This is a genomic window from Nonomuraea jiangxiensis (assembly GCF_900099965.1).
Taxonomy (GTDB): domain Bacteria; phylum Actinomycetota; class Actinomycetes; order Streptosporangiales; family Streptosporangiaceae; genus Nonomuraea; species Nonomuraea jiangxiensis.
Window position 1 is genome coordinate 163,255 of sequence record NZ_FNDJ01000005.1, and the last position, 18,825, is coordinate 182,079.

Genomic DNA, 18,825 nt, shown 5'->3' on the forward strand with positions numbered 1-18,825 from the left:
TCAGTCGTCACCCGCATGCTGCACGGCGAGCCTGATGGGGGCGTTGACGGCACCGTATCCCTGGTATCCGCCGATCCGCTGGACGAGCTCGAAGAACACCCGGCCCACCGTGACCGTATAGAGGTGCAGGAACTCGCCGTGGTCGTCCCGGTCGTACAGGATGCCGAGGGAGCGCAGCTCGGGATCGACGTCCTGGCGGGCCTCCAGGTCGTCGTAGTAGTTGCCGGGGATGGGCAGGAGCAGCTCGGGGTGGTCCCGGCGGAGCCGGCGCGCGACGGTCACGATGTCCCGGCAGGCCACCGCCACGTGCTGCCACGGCACGTCGGCCGCGCCGACCCGGGCCAGATTGAGCACCATCCGCACACCGTCACCCGTGCCGGACCCGTGCACACTGGACATCGCGCGGCTGCGGAGGAGGCCGTACGGGTCGGGCAGTTCCACGCTCTCTTGCGGCCTCAGCCCCAGCACGCTGCGATAGAACAGCTCCGCCTCGCCGAAGTAGTGCCACGGCTGGGTCAGCGCCACATGGTCGATCCCGGTGATCGGCCCCTCGCTCCGCCCCTCGCCCGGCCCTTCGTCCGGCTCCTCGACTGGACCGGCAGGGTTGAAGTCGCCGAGCCAGGACGCGTCGCAGAAGAAGATCTCGGTGCCGTCCGGTGCGGCCACCGCCTCCAGCTTGGCCTCCTCGACGGCGCGCTCGCGCGGCAGCACCGGCGACAGCAGCGTCTCGGCGTGCTTGGCCGCCGCCCCAGGGTCGGGGCTGTCCAGGCCGATGGCGATGAGCGCGGGGTCGGCTCCGGTCGAGTTGAGCAGCAGCCGGGCCCCGCCCTGCTCCCACAGCTCGACGGGTTTGGTCGGATGCCTCCCGGTACGCGCGAAGCCCAGCGCGGTCAGCACCCCGCCGAGCGGCCCGGTGTCGGCCAGTTCGGCGAAGGCGAACCCGGTGGGCACGGCCGGATGCGCCACGCCCGCCAGGTCCTGCTCCAGCGCGATGAGCGAGCGCATGCCGTCCAGCGCGGTCCGCTCCGCCGCCGCCTGACGGAAGACGTCGTTGAACACCTCCAGCGACAGCGGCCCGGCGTACCCGGCGTTCAGGGCGTGCCGGACCAGCCCGGCGACGTCGAAGTTGCCCTGGCCGGGGAAGCAGCGGTGGTGGCGGCTCCACTGCAGCACGTCCATGGCCAGCCGCGGCGCGTCGGCCAGCTGCAGGAAGAAGATCTTCTCGCCGGGGACGGCCTCGATGCCGATCGGGTCGGAGCCGCGCGAGAGGATGTGGAAGCTGTCCAGGCAGGTGCCCAGGTTGGGGTGGTCGGCCAGGTGGACCAGGCGCCAGGCGTGCAGATACTCGTTGACGTGCCGGCCCCAGGCCAGCGCCTCGTAGGCGATCCGGATGCCGTGCTCGGCGGCGCGCTCGGCCAGCAGCCGCAGTTGCCCGGCGGCGAGCTCGTCGTCGCCGATCGCGTCGGGCGAGACGTTCGAGCAGACCAGCAGCAGGCCGGCGCCGAGCCGCTCCATGAGCCGGAACTTGTGCTCCGCCCGGCGCAGGTTACGCTCCAGCAGGTCGGCGGGCACCGCCTCGAAGTCCCGGAACGGCTGGTAGAGGTCGATGCCGAGGCCGAGGTCGGCGGCCCGGGCCCGGATCTCCTCGGGCGGGAGCGGGCAGACGAGCAGGTCGTTCTCGAAGATCTCCACGCCGTCGAACCCGGCCGCCGCGATGGCCTCCAGTTTCTCGGTGAGGGTGCCGCTGACCGATACGGTGGCGATGGTCTTGCGCATGAGCCTCTCCTCAGGCGGCGACGAGCTCGGTCAGGTGGCCGAGCATCCGCTCGGTGTCCGGGGTTCGTCCGGTGAACAGGCGGAAGGCGTGGGCGGCCTGGAAGACGACCATCCCACCGCCGTCGAGCACCCGGCAGCCGACGGCCCCGGCCTGCTTGAGCAGCTCGGTCTCCAGCGGCCGGTAGACGATGTCGGCCACCCACAGCCCCGGGTGCAGCAGCTCGGCCGGCAGCGGCAGGCCCGGATGCCGTGCCATGCCCGTCGGGGTGGCGTGTACCAGGCCGTCGGCCCCGGCCAGCAGCTCCGGCAGCTCGGCCGGGGCCGAGGGCCGCGCCCGGCCGGGGCCGAACCGGCGGGCCAGCTCGGCCGCCAGCCCGTCGGCCCGCGCCGGCTCGGCGTCCACCAGCGTGACCCGGTCGGCCCCCATCGTGAGCAGCGCGTGCGCGACCGCCGCGCCCGCGCCTCCGGCCCCGAGCTGGACGATGCGCCGGGTCGGGGCTCCGGGCAGGCCACGGGCGAACGATTCGGCGAAGCCTGTCCAGTCGGTGTTGTGACCGATGGCGCGCTCGCCGTCGAAGACCACCGTGTTGACCGCGCCGAGCAGGGCGGCGTCGGGTGACAATTCGTCCAGGTACGGGATGACGGCCTGCTTGCACGGGTGGGTGATGTTGAGCCCGTCGTAACCGAAGCGGCGCGCGGTGCGGAGCAGCTCTCCCACGTCGGGGCCGAGCCGCTCGATGTCGAGCAGCCGGTAGACGTAGCTCAGCCCGTGGTGCGCGGCCTCGCGCTCGTGCAACCGCGGGCTCAGCGAGGGACCGATGCCCGAGCCGATCAGCCCGGTCAGGAACGAGGCCATCAGTTCTTCCCTTCCAGTCAGGGCTAATGTACGTACTAGTGAGTTAAATGGCTAGACCTGACATCGGCGAGGGGCAGAGAAGAAGGGGACGGCGAGGCGGCCGGTTTCTTTGGTCGCGACCGTCGCAACGGCAGGCGGCGCGCATCGTGCGGCGCGCATCGTGCGGCGCGCATCGTGCGGCGCGCATCGTGTCTGCGCCCGCGGTCACCGGCGCTCCGGGGCAGCCGCTGAGCCGCTGAGCCGCGGAGGCTCGCCACCCAGGCCCCACTCCCCCCGGCCTGACTCCGGCCGAGCGCGGCGCGGTCCGGCGCGGTCCTTGGGCGGTACTTGTGGGACGGTACTTGTGGGGGCGGTACTTGTGGGGGCGGTATTTGTGGGGGCGGTCAGCCGAGGTAGAGCGGGAGTTTCGCGGCCAGGTCGCCCAGTTCGGCTCGCTCCGCCTCGGTCGGGGCCCGGCGTCCGGTGCCGACCAGCAGGGCGTCCTTGTCGGAGAACGACGCGGGGAACGCGGCCCCGGCGATCTTCTCCAACATCTCGCGGGCCCGGGCGAGCCCATCCGCAGGGGGGTCGGCCGCGTCCGGGAGGTACGCGATCAGGTCCAGGTGGTGCAGCGTCCACTCCATGACGTACACGGACAGGTAGTCCGCCACGGTGATGACCTCGTCGCGGGTGCCGACCCGCAGCGCCGGGTCGGCGAGTCCGGCGGCACGGCCGGCGGCGGAGCCGACGTCGTCGAGGTGGAACTTCAGCAGCCGGGGCTCCTCGTAAGCGGCGGCCAGCCGGACGGTCAGCGCGTCGAGCGGGTCCTCGCCGGTCGGCGGCGTCCGGGAGATCTCCCAGTAGGTCACCGCGTCGCGGGTCGGCGCCCCCTCCGCGGGGGTCGCGAGGGTGATCAGCACGTCCTGAGCGTCGATGACCAGGTGGCACACCAGGTCCCGGACGAGCCAGCCGGCACAGCCGGACGGCCGCGCGAAGTCCTCGTCCGGGAGTTCGGCGACCGCCGTGCGCAACGCTGCCCAGGAGCGCGAGAAGAGATCCACATCGGCACGGTATGCCGTGCGCTTGCCCCGTACAAGGCGCGATGCGGGCCCTCCGCGCGGCGGGGTGAGTGTCACATCTGGCCGCCGGGCGGTGTCTTCATGCCGAACAGGTCAACGTACTCGGAGGACACCATGACGCCACGCGTTCCGAAGGCGGAGCTTCCCGCCGAGCTCCGCGAGAGCATGATCAAGCAGTTCGGTACCGTGCCCGAGCCCCTCGAGGCGACGTGGCACCACCCCGGGGCCACCCAGGCGGCCATGGAGTTCGGGGGCAAGGCGGGCGGGTGGGACACGGCCGACGCGAGCCTGAAGTCGTTCGCGCACATGGCCGTCGCGGCCCAGGTCGGCTGCGGCTGGTGCCTCGACATCGGCTACTTCCAGGCGCGGAACGAGAACCTGGACCTGGCCAAGGCGAGCCAGGTGCCGCGCTGGCGGGAGTCGGAGGTGTTCACGCCGCTGGAGCGGGACGTACTGGAGTACGCCGAGGCCATGACGAACACGCCGCCGACCGTCACCGACGAGCTGTCCGCGCGGCTGCTCGACCGGCTCGGCCCGGCGGCGCTGATCGAGCTCACCACGTTCATCGCCTTCGCCAACTTCGCCACCCGGAGCAACACGGCGCTCGGGATCGAGTCGCAGGGCTTCTCGGCCGCGTGCGAGATCCCGCTGGCCACGCGTACGGACAAGCCGGGCGTAGCGTCGACGGCATGACCGACGATCCGTTCCTCACCCATCGCACGCTGCTGTTCACCGTCGCCTACGAGATGCTCGGGTCGGCGGCCGACGCGGAGGACGTGCTGCAGGAGTCCTGGCTGCGGTGGGCCGACGTCGACCAGTCGCAGGTGCGTGATCCGCGGCTGTACCTGATCCGGGTCGTCACGCGGCAGGCCCTCAACCGCCTGCGGACGTTGTCGCGCCGCCGCGAGGAGTACGTCGGCGAATGGCTGCCCGAACCGCTGCTGACCAGCCCCGACGTGGCCGAGGACGTCGAGCTCGCGGAGAGCGTCTCGTTCGCGATGCTGACCGTGCTGGAGACGCTCGGGCCGGCGGAGCGGGCGGTGTTCGTGCTGCGGGAGGTCTTCGAGATGCCGTACGGCGAGATCGCCGAGGCCATCGGCAAGTCCGCGCCCGCGGTGCGGCAGATCGCGCGGCGGGCACGCGAGCACGTGGCGGCCCGGCGGCCGCGGGTGCGGGTGAGCCCGTCGGAGCAGGAGGCCGTGGTGGAGCGGTTCCTGGCGGCGTTGCAGACCGGGCGGTTACAGGAGTTGCTGGAGGTCATGGCGCCGGACGTGGTCCTGATCGCCGATGGCGGCGGCGTCGTGCCCGCCGCCCGGGCTCCGCTCCACGGGGCCGCACTGGTGGCGAAGCTGCTCGCGGGCCTGCACCGCGTGGTGGCCGTACGGACGGTTTGGATCAACGGCGCACCCGCGGCCCGGGTCGAGAGCGGCAGCGCCGTGTCCGCGGTGAGCCTCGTGGTGGAGAACGGGCGGATCACCCGGATCTATGCGGTGGCGAACCCACGGAAGCTGACGCGCCTGGACGAACCGGCCGCACTCGCCAGGTAGGCCGTCGTGCGGTGTTCCGGGCACCCCTCACCACCCGGAACACCGCCGCGGCGCAGCCATTGGCGAACACCGTTCCCTTCAACGACACGGCACCTTTATCGGCACGGTGATCTTCAACACTCAGGGGACGTCAATCTCGGGGGGACGTCAACACTCAGGGGCCTTCGTCGGCGCGGTGAGCTTCACCACTCGGGAGGCTTCGTCGGCAGGGTGGGCTTCATCGGCTCGGGGACGGGCGCATCCGCGGACCCGCCACGTCTTCGGAAAAGACCCGGGACAGGAACGTGGTCAGCGCGTCCGTCACCTCCGCCGGCCGCTCCAGCGGCGGGAGATGACCGGTCGCCGGCAGGTCGATGCGGCGGGCGCCGCCGATGCCCACCGCCAGCAGGGACGCGACCTCCTGGATGCCGGGCACGTCCGACAGGCCGTTGATCACCAGAGTGGGAGCGGTGATCTCGGGCAGGCGCCCGACGGCCGGTGGGACGAGGTGGCGCTCGGTGGATCGTGGGCCGGTCCACGAACGTTCGAACACCAGGCGCAACATCTCCACCGCCGCCTGCCACACCTCGTCGGTGAGGGCGTCGCGGGTGCGGTCGGGGCCCGCCACCTGCCAGCTCGTGTGGGCCTCGGCCATCGCCAGGACGTCGGCCGGATCCACGTGTCCGGCGTCACCCTCGCGGTAGCGGGCCAGGCGGTCGGCGGGCACCGAGGAATGCACGCGTTCGCGGGCCTGGTCCAGCATCTCAGGCGGCCATTCGTGCCCGGCCAGACCGGAGCCGATCAGGGCGAGCCCGGCGACGCGCGCGGGGGCGGCGAGGGCGGCCTCGGTGGCGTACGCCCCACCCATCGAGCTCCCGACCAGTGCGGCCCGCTCGACCTCCAGTGCGTCCATGACGGCGAGGAGATCCTGGTAGTGGCACACCTCACCGGCGGCGTCACCCGAGCGGCCGTGGCCACGCTGGTCGTAACGGATCACGCGGTAGCGCTCCGCCAGGGCCTGGAACTGGTGGTCCCACATGCGCATGTCGGCCACCCCGGCATGGAGCAGCACGACGGTGCCCGCCGGCTGCGGAGGAGCGGCCTGCTCGTACGCGATCGCGACGCCGTCAATGATCAGCATGATCCGACGCTACTGCGTCCCCCAGACCCGGACGACGGCGTTCGCCACCAGCACAGCCCGCGAGCGATCGGCTGCGACAGCGGCGGCTAGAGAGTGTCTTCAAAGTCCCGTCTGCTCGGCGCTGTGTGGCGCGCACGCTCCCTAGAGCATTCCGGGAGGAACGGGCTCCGCGGTACCGCGCCGCGCCACGAACACGAACTCCCCGCCCGGCCGATCGGGTGCGTCGCGTACGTCCTCGACGACGAAACCGTGCTCATGCAGGTCCCGCTCGATCTCCGTACGTTCGCGGAAGCGAAGTGTCGATTCCGAAACCAGTACGTCCCCGTCCGCAGCGAACACGTGCGTACCCCGGAAGCTCACCAGCGGCAGGCTCACGTCCGTCAGCTCGGCCCAGGTCTCGACGTGGCCGACGCCCGGGATGTCCGTCATGCGGTACGTGGTCTCGCGCGTCCACTCCGCCCACTCCTCCCACACGCGCTGCGCCGGATCGCGCGTCTCGAAGACAAGCCGCCCGCCGGGCCGCAGCGCCTCGTACGCGCCACGCAACGTCGTACGCCATGCCTGCGGATCGGCGATGGCCTGGGCGACGTTCCCGGTCATCGTCACCAGGTCGACCTGCATGGGCGGCAGATCCCCCGCCTCGCCGTCGAGCCAGCACACCCGCTCCGCGCCCGGCTTGCCACGCGCGACGTCGACGGACGCCCGCGCGGGATCGATCCCGGTAACCGTGATCCCGCGCTCGGCGAGTAGCAGCGCGAACACGCCCGTACCGCACCCGATGTCCAGCACGGACCGCGCGCCGAACTCCTCCGCCATCGCGAGATACGCGTCGAGATCGCCGCGGTCCGGATCGAGTAGGTCGTAGATGGCGGCGAGGCGCGGATGCCCGAAAGTTGCGTCAACCATGGAGGCGAACGTATGTGGCCCCGAGCCCGCGCGGCCACTGCTTTCTTGGGTTACGGCGCCAAGCGGGCGCGGCCAAGTACGCCGCTGATCCCGTCGCCCCTATCGGGCACGGCCGTACCGAAGCGAGTCGCGGACGAGGCGGCGGTGGAGCATCAGCCGGCCGAAGGTCCGCTCGGCCACCCAACGTCGTGGCGGTCGTGCCCGTCCGGAACTTCCACACGACCCCGTTGAGCACGGTTCGGTCGTCCAGACGCTTCCGTCCGCGCAAGGCCTGGGCAGCAACGGACGGAGGAACTCCAATCAGGAACGCACGCCCTAGGCGCCCAGCACCTTGCGCAGCAGCTCCCCGAACTCCGCGGGGTGCGTGGTGAGCCCCGTGTGCCCGCCGGGGAAGAGGACGAGCTCCGTACCGAACTGCTCGGCCAGGAAGGCAGCGGGACGGTAGGGCAACTCGCCGTGGGAGTCCGCGCCGGCCGCGAGCACGAGCCGGTCCGACAGGGCGCGCAGGCGATCCACGTCCGGGGCGTAGGCCATGAAGCTCGGCACGATCCGCCCGAGGAAGTAGGGCATGTCCGCCATCGTGCGCTCAGCCCGTGCCGCTGCCTGCGGCGGTAGTTCCGTGACCGACGGGACCTCGCCGGGGCCGACGGGACCCTCGGCAGCGGCGGCAGCGACGGGAGTAGCGGCACCGGCATCACCAGGGGCACCGGTATCACCGGGGACATCGGAGCCGGGGCTCGTCTCAGACCGGCCGGGTCCCGTCTGAGGCTGGTCGGGCCGTCTGAGACCGGCCGCGAACACCGCCGCCGCCGGCATCAGCCCCTCACGACGGAACGTGTCCTGGACGCGGGCGAGCAGCGCGCGATGCTCGGCGGCGTCCGGCAGCGCCTCCACCACCGGCGGCTCGTGCGCCACGATGCGTTCGGTCCGCTCGGGATGGGTGACCAGCAGGTGCAGCGCGACGATCGCCCCCGAACTGCAGCCGGCCACCCGAGCGGGCGCGCCTGGAGACAGCAGCTCCAGCAGCCGGAACGCGTCGTCGGCGTGCTGGTTGACCCGCTGCCGCGCCTCCGGATCGTCCAGCGGGCTGCGGGACAGGCCGCGCGGGTCATAGGAGGCGACCGTGTAGTCGTCGGCCAGCAGGTCGGCGACACCGTCGAAGGCGGCCGCGCCGCCCGTGCCACCGGGGATCAGCAGCAGGAGCGGGCCTCTGCCGCGTACCTCATAGTGCAAGGTGGCGCCGTCCACGCGCAGGCGGCCGACGGTCGGGCGGGTCATGCGGGTTCTCCTTCATGGTGTTCGGGCCAGCGCTCCAGGAGGGTGTGCAGGGCGTCGAGGCAGCGGACCCAGGTGTCCTCCGCCGGGCGGGCATGCGCGAACCCGCCCGCGGCCTCGAGGCTGACGAAGCCATGGAGGGAGCTGCGCATCAACCGGACCGCGTCGGTCAGGTCGGGCTCCTCCAGTGCGTAGGCGCGCAGCATGCTGTAGGTCAGCTCGATCGCGCGTCGCGGCCCGGGCGAGCGGGCCAGCAGCTCGGGATCGATCTCCATCGGGAGCTGGGTCGCGGTGTAGCGGCCGGGGTGGTCGTGGGCGTAGGTCCGCCAGGCGTTCGCGTACGCGACCAGCGCGTCTTTCCCGGCCCGGCCGGCGGTGGCTTCCGCGATGCGGATGGTCTTCTCCTCCGCCCCCAGCAGCGCGATCCGCCCGCGCAGGTCCTCCAGGTTACGGACGTGCGCGTAGAGGCTGGCGTCCTTCACCCCGAGCCGTCGCGCCACCGCGGACATGGTCACGTGTTCCAGCCCGACCTCGTCGGCTAGCTCGGCCCCGACGAGCGTCACCCGCTCGGCCGTCAGCCCGACCCGTATCATGCGCCCACACTCCTAGGGTCACTCGCTTCTACCTAATAACCCTAGCTTACATCTAGGAGTCCTAGCCTGGCCGGTCGGTTCCTGCTGCGTTCGGGAGGGTGACCTAGGACACCGGGCGTCGAGGACGTGGTGACCTCGGGCGTTACTCACCCGTACGGACCTCGACCAAGCCCCGAGGCGCCGCAGGAGCAAGCCGAAGCCCGAACCGGGGACCACAACCGTGACGACCTTTGCCGCCTAAGCGCGACCTATACGCCTCGGTGTCCGGCCGTCGCTCGCCGACCGGAGGATTACCAGGAGGGCCCGGACGTCTTTCTGCTTGGTGAGGTGCGCCCGGCCCACGATCTCGGCAAGGTTCCGGCGGATGGACGGCTCCAGCAGTACGGCGACGCCGTGGATGTCCTCGGAAGACGTGCGTTGGTAGTCGTAGCCGAAGGCGTTCAGGGTCACGATCAGGACCAGGCGGGCGGCCAGCAAGCGCTGATATCTGAGGGTTTCCGGCCGCAGGCCGTCGAGGAACAAGAACACCGACTTGTAGACGTCCGGGTTTCGTTCGAGTTCCGCTCGGAACGCCCTACGCAGTTCGCCGGGCGCCGTACCCCTGGTCCCATCGGCCGCCGTGAGTGGCGCGACCATGTCAAGGAGCTGTCCTTGGAAGAAATGCGCCGAGGAGCGTCCGCGGTCGTAGGTCCTGCCGTCAAAAAGGCTGACGTCCGTCCACACGTCGAGGTTCAGCCGGAGGAACTTGACGAATGCGAGATCTTCGCGGGTCGCCACGGTGGCATCGATGTACAAAGCGGAATCGGCGAACTGCTGAATGGTGCTCCAGTGCGAGACCATACGCTGAGCGAACGTGGTCGAATAGATCCCACCCGGATACCGCCCTTCCAAGCGCAGCCAAGCCTTGGCATCCGGCAACCGTATGAAGTTGGCCAGCCTGTCGTTCAACTCCGAAGCGGTCTCCAGGATCCGGCCCTTGTGCTGACCGATGTGCTCTCGAAGGGCCCGGCGCTGCTCCAGCCGATACTGAAGGTCCAGCTTCCGCGACTCCAACCGGCTGTCCAGGCCGTACTTCACCACCGGCGCCAGAAGCACGGTCAGCACCGCCACGACCGCTGACACGGCAGCGGAAATCACGGCAGCCGCTAAAGACGGCTCCAGATTCTCCACCCAGTCCAGCACGCGCCACCCCCTAAAGGGCCCCACCAGCCGAAGGTAACCCGAGATTCACGCCACCGCAGCCGAAGCCCCATGTGCTTGCACCTTGCCCTCCTCGGCCGGCGCACTGGCCGAGGAGGACGCGAGCGCGGAATTACCTGGCGCTCATCAGCGGGGCGACCTCGGATGATGTCACGGACGAGGCGCAGGGACGCGATGATGACGCCGACCGGGTTGGTCGGTGCGTCGTCAGTCACGCGTACGCGTCAGCAGCCGAGGTCAGATTTGTCCAAGACCGGGTGGATCGGTCGCGTGGTAGCTTCCGGCCAAAGCAAATCCTCGACCCGCCGCAAGAGTGAGGGATCATGGCCATGACCAGCGCCGACAGCGATCAAGAAGAGCAGGGGCAGACGTCGGCCTGGGAAAGGGCCTGGAAGGTGCTGGCCCCCGTGACGGACCTGGTGACGCCCATGGCAGTACGGGTCGCGGCCTCCCTGCGGCTGACCGATCTGATGGCCGGCGACGCGGTGCCCGTCGAGGAGCTGGCACGCCGGTCCGGCACCGACGCGGACGCGCTGGGCCGGCTGCTGCGTCACCTGGCCGGCCGGGGCGTCTTCACCGAACCGCAGCCGGGCACGTTCGCGGTCAACGAACCCGCCGCGCTGCTGGCCTCCGACCACCCTTCCCACATGCGGGCGCAGCTCGACCTGGACGGCTTCGGCGGGCAGATGGACCTGGCCTTCACCGGCCTGCTGCACACCGTACGCACCGGGCGACCGGCGTGGGAGACGGTCTACGGCACCCCGTACTGGCACTATCTCGCCGCGAACCCGAAGATCAGCGCGTCGTTCGACGCGATGATGGCTTCCGGAGCGGACTACGTCGCCGACGCGGCCAAAGGGTACGACTGGTCCGGTGTGCGGCATGTCGTCGACGTCGGCGGCGGCACCGGCGCCCTGCTCGCCGAAGTCCTGCGCGCCAACCCGGACCTCCACGCCACGCTCGTGGACCTGCCGGACACGGTTGAGCGAGGCCGGCGCCACCTGGCCGAGCTCGGACTGGATGCACGGTGCGCGTTCGCCGGGCAAAGCTTCTTCGACCCGCTGCCCGCAGGAGGGGATGTATACGTGCTCAAGCGGGTGATACACGACTGGAACGACGACGACGCCCTGCTGATCCTGCGCCGATGCGCCGAGGCGGCCGGGCGGCACGGACGGGTCGTCATGATCGAGTCAGGCGGCGGCCCCGGCGGCGACCCGGCCATGGTCACCGAGATGAACCTGCGCATGCTCGTGCTCACCGGCGGCCGCGAACGCACCCTCGACGACTACCTCGCCCTCGCCACCAGAGCCGGGCTCACCCTCACCGGCGTTCACCACACCGCCCTCGGGCACATCATCCTCGACTGCACTCCGCTGAGCCCCTGACCCAAGCCCTCTGCCACGCCCGGCCCGGCAGGAACGCGCTCACCTCCCGGGAACGTCGCACGCGCCACGTATGCTCCCGAACGCCCGCCCGTGGTCCAGGTGGCGAGGGCTTTACGAATCACCACGGCGAATCGGCCGGCTGAGGACCACGGGATCGTGGGACGCGTACGACGTCGCCTACTTCTTCAGAATTTCGCGGCGCTCAGAGGGGTGGGCATCCTGGACGACCAGGTCATCGCCACCACGAGGATCCGGTTCGTCCGAGTCTGGGACACCATAAAGCCCTTCGTCGAAGGCGAGCGCGAAAAGTCAACACCCCAGGCTATTCGCTGCTGAGCATCCTCGAAGCGTATGCCGAAAAGCGTACGCGACGCGCCGCCGGGAGATGCGTCCGGCTTAAATCGGCAGCGCAGCCGACCGCTTCGGCGGTTCAGCGCCAGAACCCGCCGACTACTGCGGCCGGGACCGGGACCGCGTTCTGGTGGGTCAGATCACTGACACGCCATCAGCTGCGGCGGCACCTCAAAGGCATAGGCTCGTGACATGTCGGACGATGCGCTGCCTTGCCCCCTCTGCTCGACTTCGATGAAGCCCGGAATCGTGGTGGGCAGAAGCCCCGGCGTCAAGTTCAAGCAGAGCGTGGGGGCGCTCGGTGACCTCACCGGCATCCGGCTGACCAAAGGCTTCGGCTACCAGCACGCCGACGCCTTCCGCTGCGACGAGTGCGGCACCGTGGTCATCCCGGGAACGTGAGCACACCAGAGACGCCCCTGCGCCCGGCGGGATCCGATGATCCGCCGGGCGACCGACCAACAGGCGGCATTGTCAGGCAGGGCTGCCGGCGAGGCTCTCCTTCTCGGCCTCATCGGCGCCCGCAGGCCGCCGCTGCCCATGCGGCGGCCGCGGTCCCCGGTCGCGCTTCCTGGTGACCGCGACCACCAGGGTCGGCACGAGCACCAACGTGAGCAGCGTCGAGGAGATCAGGCCGCCGATCACCACGATCGCCAGCGGCTGCGCGATGAACCCGCCCGACCCCGTCACCCCGAGCGCCATCGGCGTCAGCGCGCAGATCGTGGCCACCGCCGTCATCAGGATCGGCCGCAACCGCTGCCGGCCGCCCTCGATCACCGCTTCCACCACGCCCATACCCTGGTCGCGATACTGGTTGATGAGGTCGATCAGCACGATCGCGTTCGTCACCACGATACCGATCAGCATCAGCATGCCGATCAGCGCCGGCACACCCATCGCCGTGTCGGTCGCCACCAGCAGCCCCACCGCGCCCGTGGCCGCGAACGGGATCGACACCAGCAGGATCAACGGCTGGACGAAGCTGCGGAACGTCGCCACCATGATCATGAACACGATCGCGATGGCCGCCAGCATCGCCAGCCCCAGGTCGGCGAACGCCTCGTCCTGCTGAGCCGACACGCCGCCGATCTCGTACGTGGCACCGGCGCCCAGCGGCAGCGCGTCCAGCTTCGTCGTCAGCGCCTGCGTCACGCTGCCCAGGTCGCTGGCCGCCGCCTTCGCCGACACCGTGGCCGAGCGCTCGCCGTCGATCCGCGACACCTGCGTCGGCCCGGCCAACTGCCGGACGTCCGCCACCGTCGACAGCTTCACGAGGCCCGCCGCCGTCGGCAGCTTCAGGTCCTCGATCGCCTTGACGTCGTCCGGCGCGTCCGCGCCCCGCAGCACCAGGTCACTGGTACGCCCGTCCAGCGTGATCTGCCCCAGCGGCGCGCCCCGGAACGCCTGCGCCACCGCCTGCCCGACCTGCGCCTCCGTCAGCCCCCGCTCGGCAGCCTCCTGCCGGTCGACCACGACCTCGACCCGCGGCGCGCTCGCCTCCAGGTTGGAGGACACGTCGCGCAGCCCCGACACCTCGCCCATCGCGACCTTGACCTTGTCGGCCGCCGCACGCAGCGCGTCGGTGTCGGGCGCCTGCACGATCACGTCGATCGAGTCGGAGCTGAACCCGCCGCCGCCAGCACCGCCCACCGTCACCTCGCCGACCCCCGACAGGGCCGAGACCTTGTCGCGCAACTCCTGCTCGACCTTCGCCGTGTCGGCGTCCTCGGTCAGCGTCACCGAGTACGACGCCCGGTCAGCGCTCCCTCCCTGGCCGCCGCCCTGCAGACCGCCGCCACCGCCACCCACGTTCACCTGGTACGACTCCACACCGCCCAGGCCGGCCAGCGCGGCCTCCACCTTCTTGGCGGCCTCGTCGGTGGTGGCCAGGTCGGTGCCCACCGGCATGCGCTGCGACATCGACAGCGTGTTCTGCCCCGAGGAGTCCAGGAAGTTCGTCTGCAACCGGCCGGCCAGGCCCATCGTGCCGACGAACACCGCTATCCCGATCAGCACCGTCACCAGCTTGAACCGGGTCGCGAACCGCAACACCGGCAGGTAGGCCCGCTGCAACGGCGACCGCAGCTCCTTGGCCTCGGCCTCCTCACGCTGCTTGCGCGCCTGCTCCGGCGTCAGGTCCGGCGCCTTCAGGAACCAGTACGCCAGCACCGGCACCACCGTCAGCGACACCAGCAACGAGGCCAGCAGCGCCACCGCCACCGTGACCGCGAAGGGGCTGAACAGCTCGCCCACCATGCCGCCCACGACCGCGATCGGCGCGAACACCGCCACCGTGGTCAGCGTCGAGGCCGTCACCGCGCCCGACACCTCGCGCACGGCCGTCAGGATCGCCTGCAGCTTGGCCTCGCCGTAGCCGAGATGTCGCTTGATGTTCTCCAGGACCACGATGGAGTCGTCCACCACCCGGCCCACCGCGATCGTCAGCGCGCCCAGGGTCAGCATGTTCAGCGAGTAGTCGCCCACGTACAGCACGATCAGCGCGATCACCACCGACAGCGGGATCGACACCGCCGTGACCAGCGTCGAACGCACCGACAGCAGGAACACCAGGATGACCAGCACCGCGAACGCCAGCCCCAGCAGGCCCTCCGTGGTGAGGTTCTCGATGGACTGCTCCACGTACGGCGCCTGGTCGAACACCACCGACACCGCCGTGTCCGACGAGTCGCCCAGCGCCTTGGTCAGGTCCGGCAGCTTGTCCGCGACGGCGTGCGAGATCGCCACCGCGTTGCCGTCGGGCACCATCGTGATCGACACGCCGAGGCTCGACTTGCCGTTCGTCCGGGTGATCGTCGTCGCGTCGGCCAGCCCGCGCGTCACCGTCGCCACGTCGCCCAGCTTCACCGGCTTCAGCGGCTTCGGCTTGACCTGCGGCAACCCGCCCTGCGGCAGGCCCCCCTGCGGCTGCCCCGGCTGCGGCCGGGCCTGAGCCTGGGCAGGGGCCTGAGCCTGCGGCTGGGCCGGCGTCAGGTACAGGTCCTTCAGCTTCTCCACCGTGTCGACCCGCGACCCCACCTGCACCGTCAGCGACCTGCTGTCCGCGGTCAGCGTGCCGGCCGGGATCGGCGTGCCGTTCGCCCGCAGCACGTCGGGGATCTGCGCCGCCGACACCCCCGCCCGGGCCATCTTCTTGTCGTCCGGCTCGATCGTCACGACCTCGTCACGGGTGCCGGTGACCGCCGCCTCCCGTACGCCCTCGACACTCTGCAGCTCCGGCACCGCGATCCTGCGCAGCTTGTCGGCCATCGCCCGCTCGTCGCCGCCGTCGCCCACCGCCAGCACCATCACCGGGATGTCGTCGGTGTTGCCCGCCACCACCTGCGGTTGCACGTTGTCCGGCAGCGTCACCCGATCCATGGCCTGCTGCATCTTGTTCAGCGACGACTCGATGTCGGTGCCGAACTCGAAGGCCACCTGGATCTGGGCCATCCCCTCCCGCGAGGTCGAGGTCATCTGCTCCATGCCGGGCAGCCCCTGGAAGGAGTCCTCGATCGGCTTGGTGACCTGCTCCTCGACGATCTCCGGCGACGCGCCGGGGAACGGCGCCACCACGAATGCGCCGGGAAACTCCAAAGACGGCAGCAACTGCTGTTTCAACTGCGGGATCGTGAACGCGCCGAACGCACTGAGCACGACCGCGACCAAGATCACTAGGCTGCGGTTGGCCAGGCTCAACCGGGCGAAAGCGGTCATAGGTTCCCCTCCAAGAGTTCGCCCCAGACTAACACTTCGCCCCGAACGAATATTTAGACAAGGTCAGCTTTCCTGATAACCTTCTCAGGAAGCGAGAGGTGAGCGTGAAAGACGAACGCGAGGACCTGATCCGCCGGATCACCGAAACCCAGCGTGGCCTCGGGCGGCTGTTCGCCCAGCACCACTCCCCCCTGTTCACCTCCAACCTCACCATGAGGCAGCTCAAGGTCGTCATGCTCGTGTCCGTCAACGGCTCCGCCTCCGGACAGGACCTCGCCCAGGACCTCGGGGTCGGCCTCGGCACCGTCACCGGCATCGTCGACCGCCTCGTGGCCCAGGGACTCGTCAGCCGGCACGAGGACCCCCAGGACCGGCGCGTACGCCGGGTGGAGCTCACCCCCGCCGGCGCCGCGCTGATCGAGGAGATCAACAACGCCGGCCTGCGGCACTATCGACGCATCATGGACCACCTCGACACCGAGACCCTGCGCGCCCTCGACCACGTCACCCGCACCCTACGGGACGTCGCCGACAAGCTCGTTCACGACGACAACGGCTGAGCGGCCCGCCCGGTTTCGCCGGAAGGTTGGAAAAGGCGGTGAGCTCGATCACATGCAGCCCACCGCCTTTACAAAGTAGATCTCAAGCCAGGCGAGCCAGCGGCTCCGGCAGCTCGGCCTCGTAGGCCACCGTCAGCCGCCGCGTCGCCCGCGTCACCGCCACGTACAGGTCCTGGCCGCCCATCGGCGACTGCGCCATGATGCCGGCCGGATCCACCACCACGACCGCGTCGAACTCCAGCCCCTTGGCCTGCCGCACCGTCAGCACCACCACCGGCGCGTCCAGGTCACCGTCCGGGAACAGGGCGGCGACCTCCGCGTGCCGCGCGTCCGGCGTCACCACCCCCATCCTGCCCTCACCGATCTCCGCCAGCTCGCCCGCCACCAGCGCGGGCAGCCCCGCCACCGGCAGCCGTACCGCGCGCGGCTCCGCCTCGCCGTCGCGTACCGACTCCGGCGGCTCCTGCCCCGGCGCGAAGGTGCGCAGCACGTCCGCGGCCACCCGCATGATCTCCACCGGCGTACGGTAGTTGACCAGCAGCCGCTCCTCCCGCCACCGCCCCTCCAGGTACGGGTCCAGCACCTCGCCCCACGAACGTGCGCCCGCCGCCGAGCCCGTCTGCGCCAGATCGCCCACCACGGTCAGCGACCGCGCCGGAACCCGCCGCATGATCATCCGCCAGGCCATCGCGGACAGCTCCTGCGCCTCGTCCACGATCACGTGCCCGTAGGCCCACGTACGGTCGGCGGCCGCCCGGTCGGCCGTCGTCAGCCCCAGGCCGTCGTCGGCGTGCCGCTCCGCCAGCATGTCGGCCCGCTCGAAGATGCCCTCCTCCGCCACGCCGGTCGTCTGCAGCACCTCCCACGCGTACAGCTCCTGCTCGGCCTGCTCCTCCCCGCTCCGCCTGGCCGCCGCCCGGCGGGCCGAGTCGTCCTCACCCAGCAGCTCGGCCGCCTCGTCCAGCAGCGGCACGTCCCCGACCGTCCACTCCGCCTCCATCGGGCGCACCAGCTCGGACCAGTCCAGGCCGGGCGGCGCCACGGACCACAACGTCTCCGGTGAGGCCAGCAGCTCCGCGATCAGCCGCTGCGGCGTCAGCTCCGGCCACAACCCGTCGACGGCACGCCGCACCTCCGGTTCGCCCCACAACCGCCGGGAGGCCAGCCGCAGGTCCACCTCGTCCAGGTCGCCCTCCAGGTCCAGCGGCTGCGACAGCTCCGGCTCGCCGTCCACCACCAGGTCCTCGATGTGCAGCGACTCCTCCAGTGCCCGCGCCTCGGCCTTGGCCAGCTCCTTGAGCAGCTCGGTGACGTACAGCTTGCGCGCCATGTTGTGCGGCAGCCGTACGGCGCGGGCGCGGTCGCGCAGCCGCAGGCACACCTCGCGCGGCACCCGCAGCCTCAGGCCGTCCAGCTCCACCTCCAACTCCCCGTCCGGCACCGCCTGGCGCAGCTCCAGCGCGCGGGCCACCACCTCGGCCATCCGCGCGTCGCCCTTGACCACCGCCGCCGCCGGCGCGTCCACCGCACTCGTCCGCACCCCGGGGAACATCTCCCCCACCGTGGACATCACCACCTGCGTCTCCCCCAGCGCGGGCAGCACCTGGCTGATGTAACGCAGGAACATCGGGTTGGGGCCCACCACCAGCACGCCGCGCCGCTCCAGCGTGTCGCGGTGGGTGTAGAGCAGGTACGCGGCCCGGTGCAGCGCCGCCACCGTCTTGCCGGTGCCGGGGCCGCCCTGCACCACCAGCGCTCCCTGCAGCGCGGCGCGGATCACCCGGTCCTGCTCGGTCTGGATCGTGGCCACCACGTCGCCCATCCGGCCCGTACGGCCCCGCCGCAGCGCCGCCAGCAGCGCCGCCTCGCCGACCAGCGTGCTGCGGTCCCCTTCGCTCATCCCCTCCAGGTCGAACACCTCGTCGTCGATGCCGACCACCATGCGGTCCCGCAGATGCAGGTGCCTGCGCCGCACCAGCCCGCCGGGATCGGTGGCCGTGGCCACGTAGAACGGCCGCGCCGCCGGCGCCCGCCAGTCGATCAGAACTGATTCGTGGCTCTCGTCCCGCAGGCCGATCCTGCCGACATAGGTGCTCTGCCCCGACCCGTCGTCGATGCGACCGAAGCACAGCCCGCGCTCCACCGCGTTGAGCTGCGCGACCCGGCGGGCCTGCTCCGAGGCCAGCGCCTCGCGCTCAACCATCGCCTGCCGGGTGCCCAGGGAGCCGCCCCTGCCGTACGCCTCGCGCAGTGCCGCCTGCGCCCGCTTCCTGGTGACGTCGAGCCGCTCGTACAGCCGGGACACAGTGCGCTGCTCGGTGTCAAGGGCTTCCGCAAGACCATCTTGACGATTAGCCATAGCGTGGTATACTCCTAACGGAGGCGTGTGGAGATTGCGCTAAAACTGCGCAGCATTCGAGCTTAACTCCCCCATCGCCGCGATCGCAACCGCCCGTGGATCAGCCGTGCTCGCGCAGCGTGCCC

15 protein-coding genes are annotated in these 18,825 nt (G+C 70.8%); 5 read left to right on the forward strand and 10 right to left on the reverse strand.

Annotated features, from left to right (window positions below):
• The 3 genes from BLS95_RS12910 to BLS95_RS12920 form a co-directional block, all read right to left on the reverse strand.
• Positions 1 to 1,776, reverse strand: a complete 1,776-nt coding sequence (locus BLS95_RS12910; protein WP_090931182.1) for a sugar phosphate isomerase/epimerase and 4-hydroxyphenylpyruvate domain-containing protein — start codon at positions 1,774 to 1,776, stop codon at positions 1 to 3.
• 10 nt (positions 1,777 to 1,786) lie between these two features.
• Complete coding sequence (locus BLS95_RS12915) at positions 1,787 to 2,632, reverse strand: shikimate dehydrogenase (RefSeq protein ID WP_090931183.1); 846 nt, start codon at positions 2,630 to 2,632, stop codon at positions 1,787 to 1,789.
• A 383-nt stretch (positions 2,633 to 3,015) separates the two neighbouring features.
• On the reverse strand, positions 3,016 to 3,672 hold the full coding sequence (locus BLS95_RS12920; protein ID WP_090931184.1) for a maleylpyruvate isomerase N-terminal domain-containing protein: 657 nt from the start codon (positions 3,670 to 3,672) through the stop codon (positions 3,016 to 3,018).
• Positions 3,673 to 3,804: 132 nt separating this feature from the next.
• On the opposite strand from BLS95_RS12920, the gene BLS95_RS12925 reads away from it, so the two are divergent.
• Both BLS95_RS12925 and BLS95_RS12930 read left to right on the forward strand, forming a co-directional pair.
• A complete protein-coding gene (locus BLS95_RS12925) occupies positions 3,805 to 4,383 on the forward strand; it encodes a carboxymuconolactone decarboxylase family protein (RefSeq protein WP_090931185.1) in 579 nt (192 codons plus the stop codon).
• A complete protein-coding gene (locus BLS95_RS12930; RefSeq protein ID WP_090931186.1) occupies positions 4,380 to 5,237 on the forward strand; it encodes an RNA polymerase sigma-70 factor in 858 nt (285 codons plus the stop codon). The genes BLS95_RS12925 and BLS95_RS12930 overlap by 4 nt, the downstream gene beginning before the upstream one ends.
• Before the next feature lie 217 nt (positions 5,238 to 5,454).
• On the opposite strand, the gene BLS95_RS12935 is transcribed toward BLS95_RS12930, so the two are convergent.
• From BLS95_RS12935 to BLS95_RS12955, 5 genes are all read right to left on the reverse strand, one after another.
• Positions 5,455 to 6,357, reverse strand: a complete 903-nt coding sequence (locus tag BLS95_RS12935; protein WP_090931187.1) for an alpha/beta fold hydrolase — start codon at positions 6,355 to 6,357, stop codon at positions 5,455 to 5,457.
• A 141-nt stretch (positions 6,358 to 6,498) separates the two neighbouring features.
• Complete coding sequence (locus BLS95_RS12940) at positions 6,499 to 7,263, reverse strand: class I SAM-dependent methyltransferase (RefSeq protein WP_090931188.1); 765 nt, start codon at positions 7,261 to 7,263, stop codon at positions 6,499 to 6,501.
• A 315-nt stretch (positions 7,264 to 7,578) separates the two neighbouring features.
• Positions 7,579 to 8,541, reverse strand: a complete 963-nt coding sequence (locus BLS95_RS12945; protein WP_090931189.1) for an alpha/beta fold hydrolase — start codon at positions 8,539 to 8,541, stop codon at positions 7,579 to 7,581.
• Positions 8,538 to 9,131 carry a TetR/AcrR family transcriptional regulator gene (locus BLS95_RS12950; protein ID WP_090931190.1) on the reverse strand — a complete coding sequence of 198 codons (594 nt, stop codon included), beginning with the start codon at positions 9,129 to 9,131 and terminating at the stop codon, positions 8,538 to 8,540. The genes BLS95_RS12945 and BLS95_RS12950 overlap by 4 nt, the downstream gene beginning before the upstream one ends.
• A 237-nt stretch (positions 9,132 to 9,368) precedes the next feature.
• Positions 9,369 to 10,313 carry a hypothetical protein gene (locus tag BLS95_RS12955; RefSeq protein ID WP_143043686.1) on the reverse strand — a complete coding sequence of 315 codons (945 nt, stop codon included), beginning with the start codon at positions 10,311 to 10,313 and terminating at the stop codon, positions 9,369 to 9,371.
• A gap of 347 nt (positions 10,314 to 10,660) precedes the next feature.
• Here BLS95_RS12955 and BLS95_RS12960 point away from each other — a divergent pair, with 347 nt between their 5' ends.
• Together BLS95_RS12960 and BLS95_RS55610 are read left to right on the forward strand one after the other, a co-directional pair.
• Complete coding sequence (locus BLS95_RS12960) at positions 10,661 to 11,716, forward strand: methyltransferase (RefSeq protein WP_176993161.1); 1,056 nt, start codon at positions 10,661 to 10,663, stop codon at positions 11,714 to 11,716.
• 543 nt (positions 11,717 to 12,259) lie between these two features.
• Positions 12,260 to 12,469, forward strand: a complete 210-nt coding sequence (locus tag BLS95_RS55610; protein WP_281249987.1) for a PF20097 family protein — start codon at positions 12,260 to 12,262, stop codon at positions 12,467 to 12,469.
• Between the two features lie 72 nt (positions 12,470 to 12,541).
• Here the strand turns inward: BLS95_RS55610 and BLS95_RS12965 are convergent, their stop codons facing one another.
• Positions 12,542 to 15,781 carry an efflux RND transporter permease subunit gene (locus BLS95_RS12965; protein WP_090931193.1) on the reverse strand — a complete coding sequence of 1,080 codons (3,240 nt, stop codon included), beginning with the start codon at positions 15,779 to 15,781 and terminating at the stop codon, positions 12,542 to 12,544.
• Between the two features lie 98 nt (positions 15,782 to 15,879).
• Between BLS95_RS12965 and BLS95_RS12970 the strand changes: the two genes are divergently transcribed.
• Positions 15,880 to 16,341 (forward strand): MarR family winged helix-turn-helix transcriptional regulator, encoded by a 462-nt coding sequence (locus BLS95_RS12970; RefSeq protein ID WP_245765017.1) that lies wholly within the window; start codon positions 15,880 to 15,882, stop codon positions 16,339 to 16,341.
• A gap of 82 nt (positions 16,342 to 16,423) precedes the next feature.
• Here the strand turns inward: BLS95_RS12970 and BLS95_RS12975 are convergent, their stop codons facing one another.
• Complete coding sequence (locus BLS95_RS12975; RefSeq protein WP_090931194.1) at positions 16,424 to 18,700, reverse strand: HelD family protein; 2,277 nt, start codon at positions 18,698 to 18,700, stop codon at positions 16,424 to 16,426.
• Positions 18,701 to 18,825 lie beyond the last annotated feature (125 nt).

What these genes read in the sequence shown, in the direction of transcription:
- BLS95_RS12910 (WP_090931182.1), bottom strand. Translation starts at nt 1,776, where the DNA reads ATGCGCAAGACCATCGCCACCGTATCGGTCAGCGGCACCCTCACCGAG.
- BLS95_RS12915 (WP_090931183.1), bottom strand. Translation starts at nt 2,632, where the DNA reads ATGGCCTCGTTCCTGACCGGGCTGATCGGCTCGGGCATCGGTCCCTCG.
- BLS95_RS12925 (WP_090931185.1), top strand. Translation starts at nt 3,805, where the DNA reads ATGACGCCACGCGTTCCGAAGGCGGAGCTTCCCGCCGAGCTCCGCGAG.
- BLS95_RS12930 (WP_090931186.1), top strand. Translation starts at nt 4,380, where the DNA reads ATGACCGACGATCCGTTCCTCACCCATCGCACGCTGCTGTTCACCGTC.
- BLS95_RS12935 (WP_090931187.1), bottom strand. Translation starts at nt 6,357, where the DNA reads ATGCTGATCATTGACGGCGTCGCGATCGCGTACGAGCAGGCCGCTCCT.
- BLS95_RS12940 (WP_090931188.1), bottom strand. Translation starts at nt 7,263, where the DNA reads ATGGTTGACGCAACTTTCGGGCATCCGCGCCTCGCCGCCATCTACGAC.
- BLS95_RS12945 (WP_090931189.1), bottom strand. Translation starts at nt 8,541, where the DNA reads ATGACCCGCCCGACCGTCGGCCGCCTGCGCGTGGACGGCGCCACCTTG.
- BLS95_RS12950 (WP_090931190.1), bottom strand. Translation starts at nt 9,131, where the DNA reads ATGATACGGGTCGGGCTGACGGCCGAGCGGGTGACGCTCGTCGGGGCC.
- BLS95_RS12960 (WP_176993161.1), top strand. Translation starts at nt 10,661, where the DNA reads ATGACCAGCGCCGACAGCGATCAAGAAGAGCAGGGGCAGACGTCGGCC.
- BLS95_RS55610 (WP_281249987.1), top strand. Translation starts at nt 12,260, where the DNA reads ATGTCGGACGATGCGCTGCCTTGCCCCCTCTGCTCGACTTCGATGAAG.
- BLS95_RS12965 (WP_090931193.1), bottom strand. Translation starts at nt 15,781, where the DNA reads ATGACCGCTTTCGCCCGGTTGAGCCTGGCCAACCGCAGCCTAGTGATC.
- BLS95_RS12975 (WP_090931194.1), bottom strand. Translation starts at nt 18,700, where the DNA reads ATGGCTAATCGTCAAGATGGTCTTGCGGAAGCCCTTGACACCGAGCAG.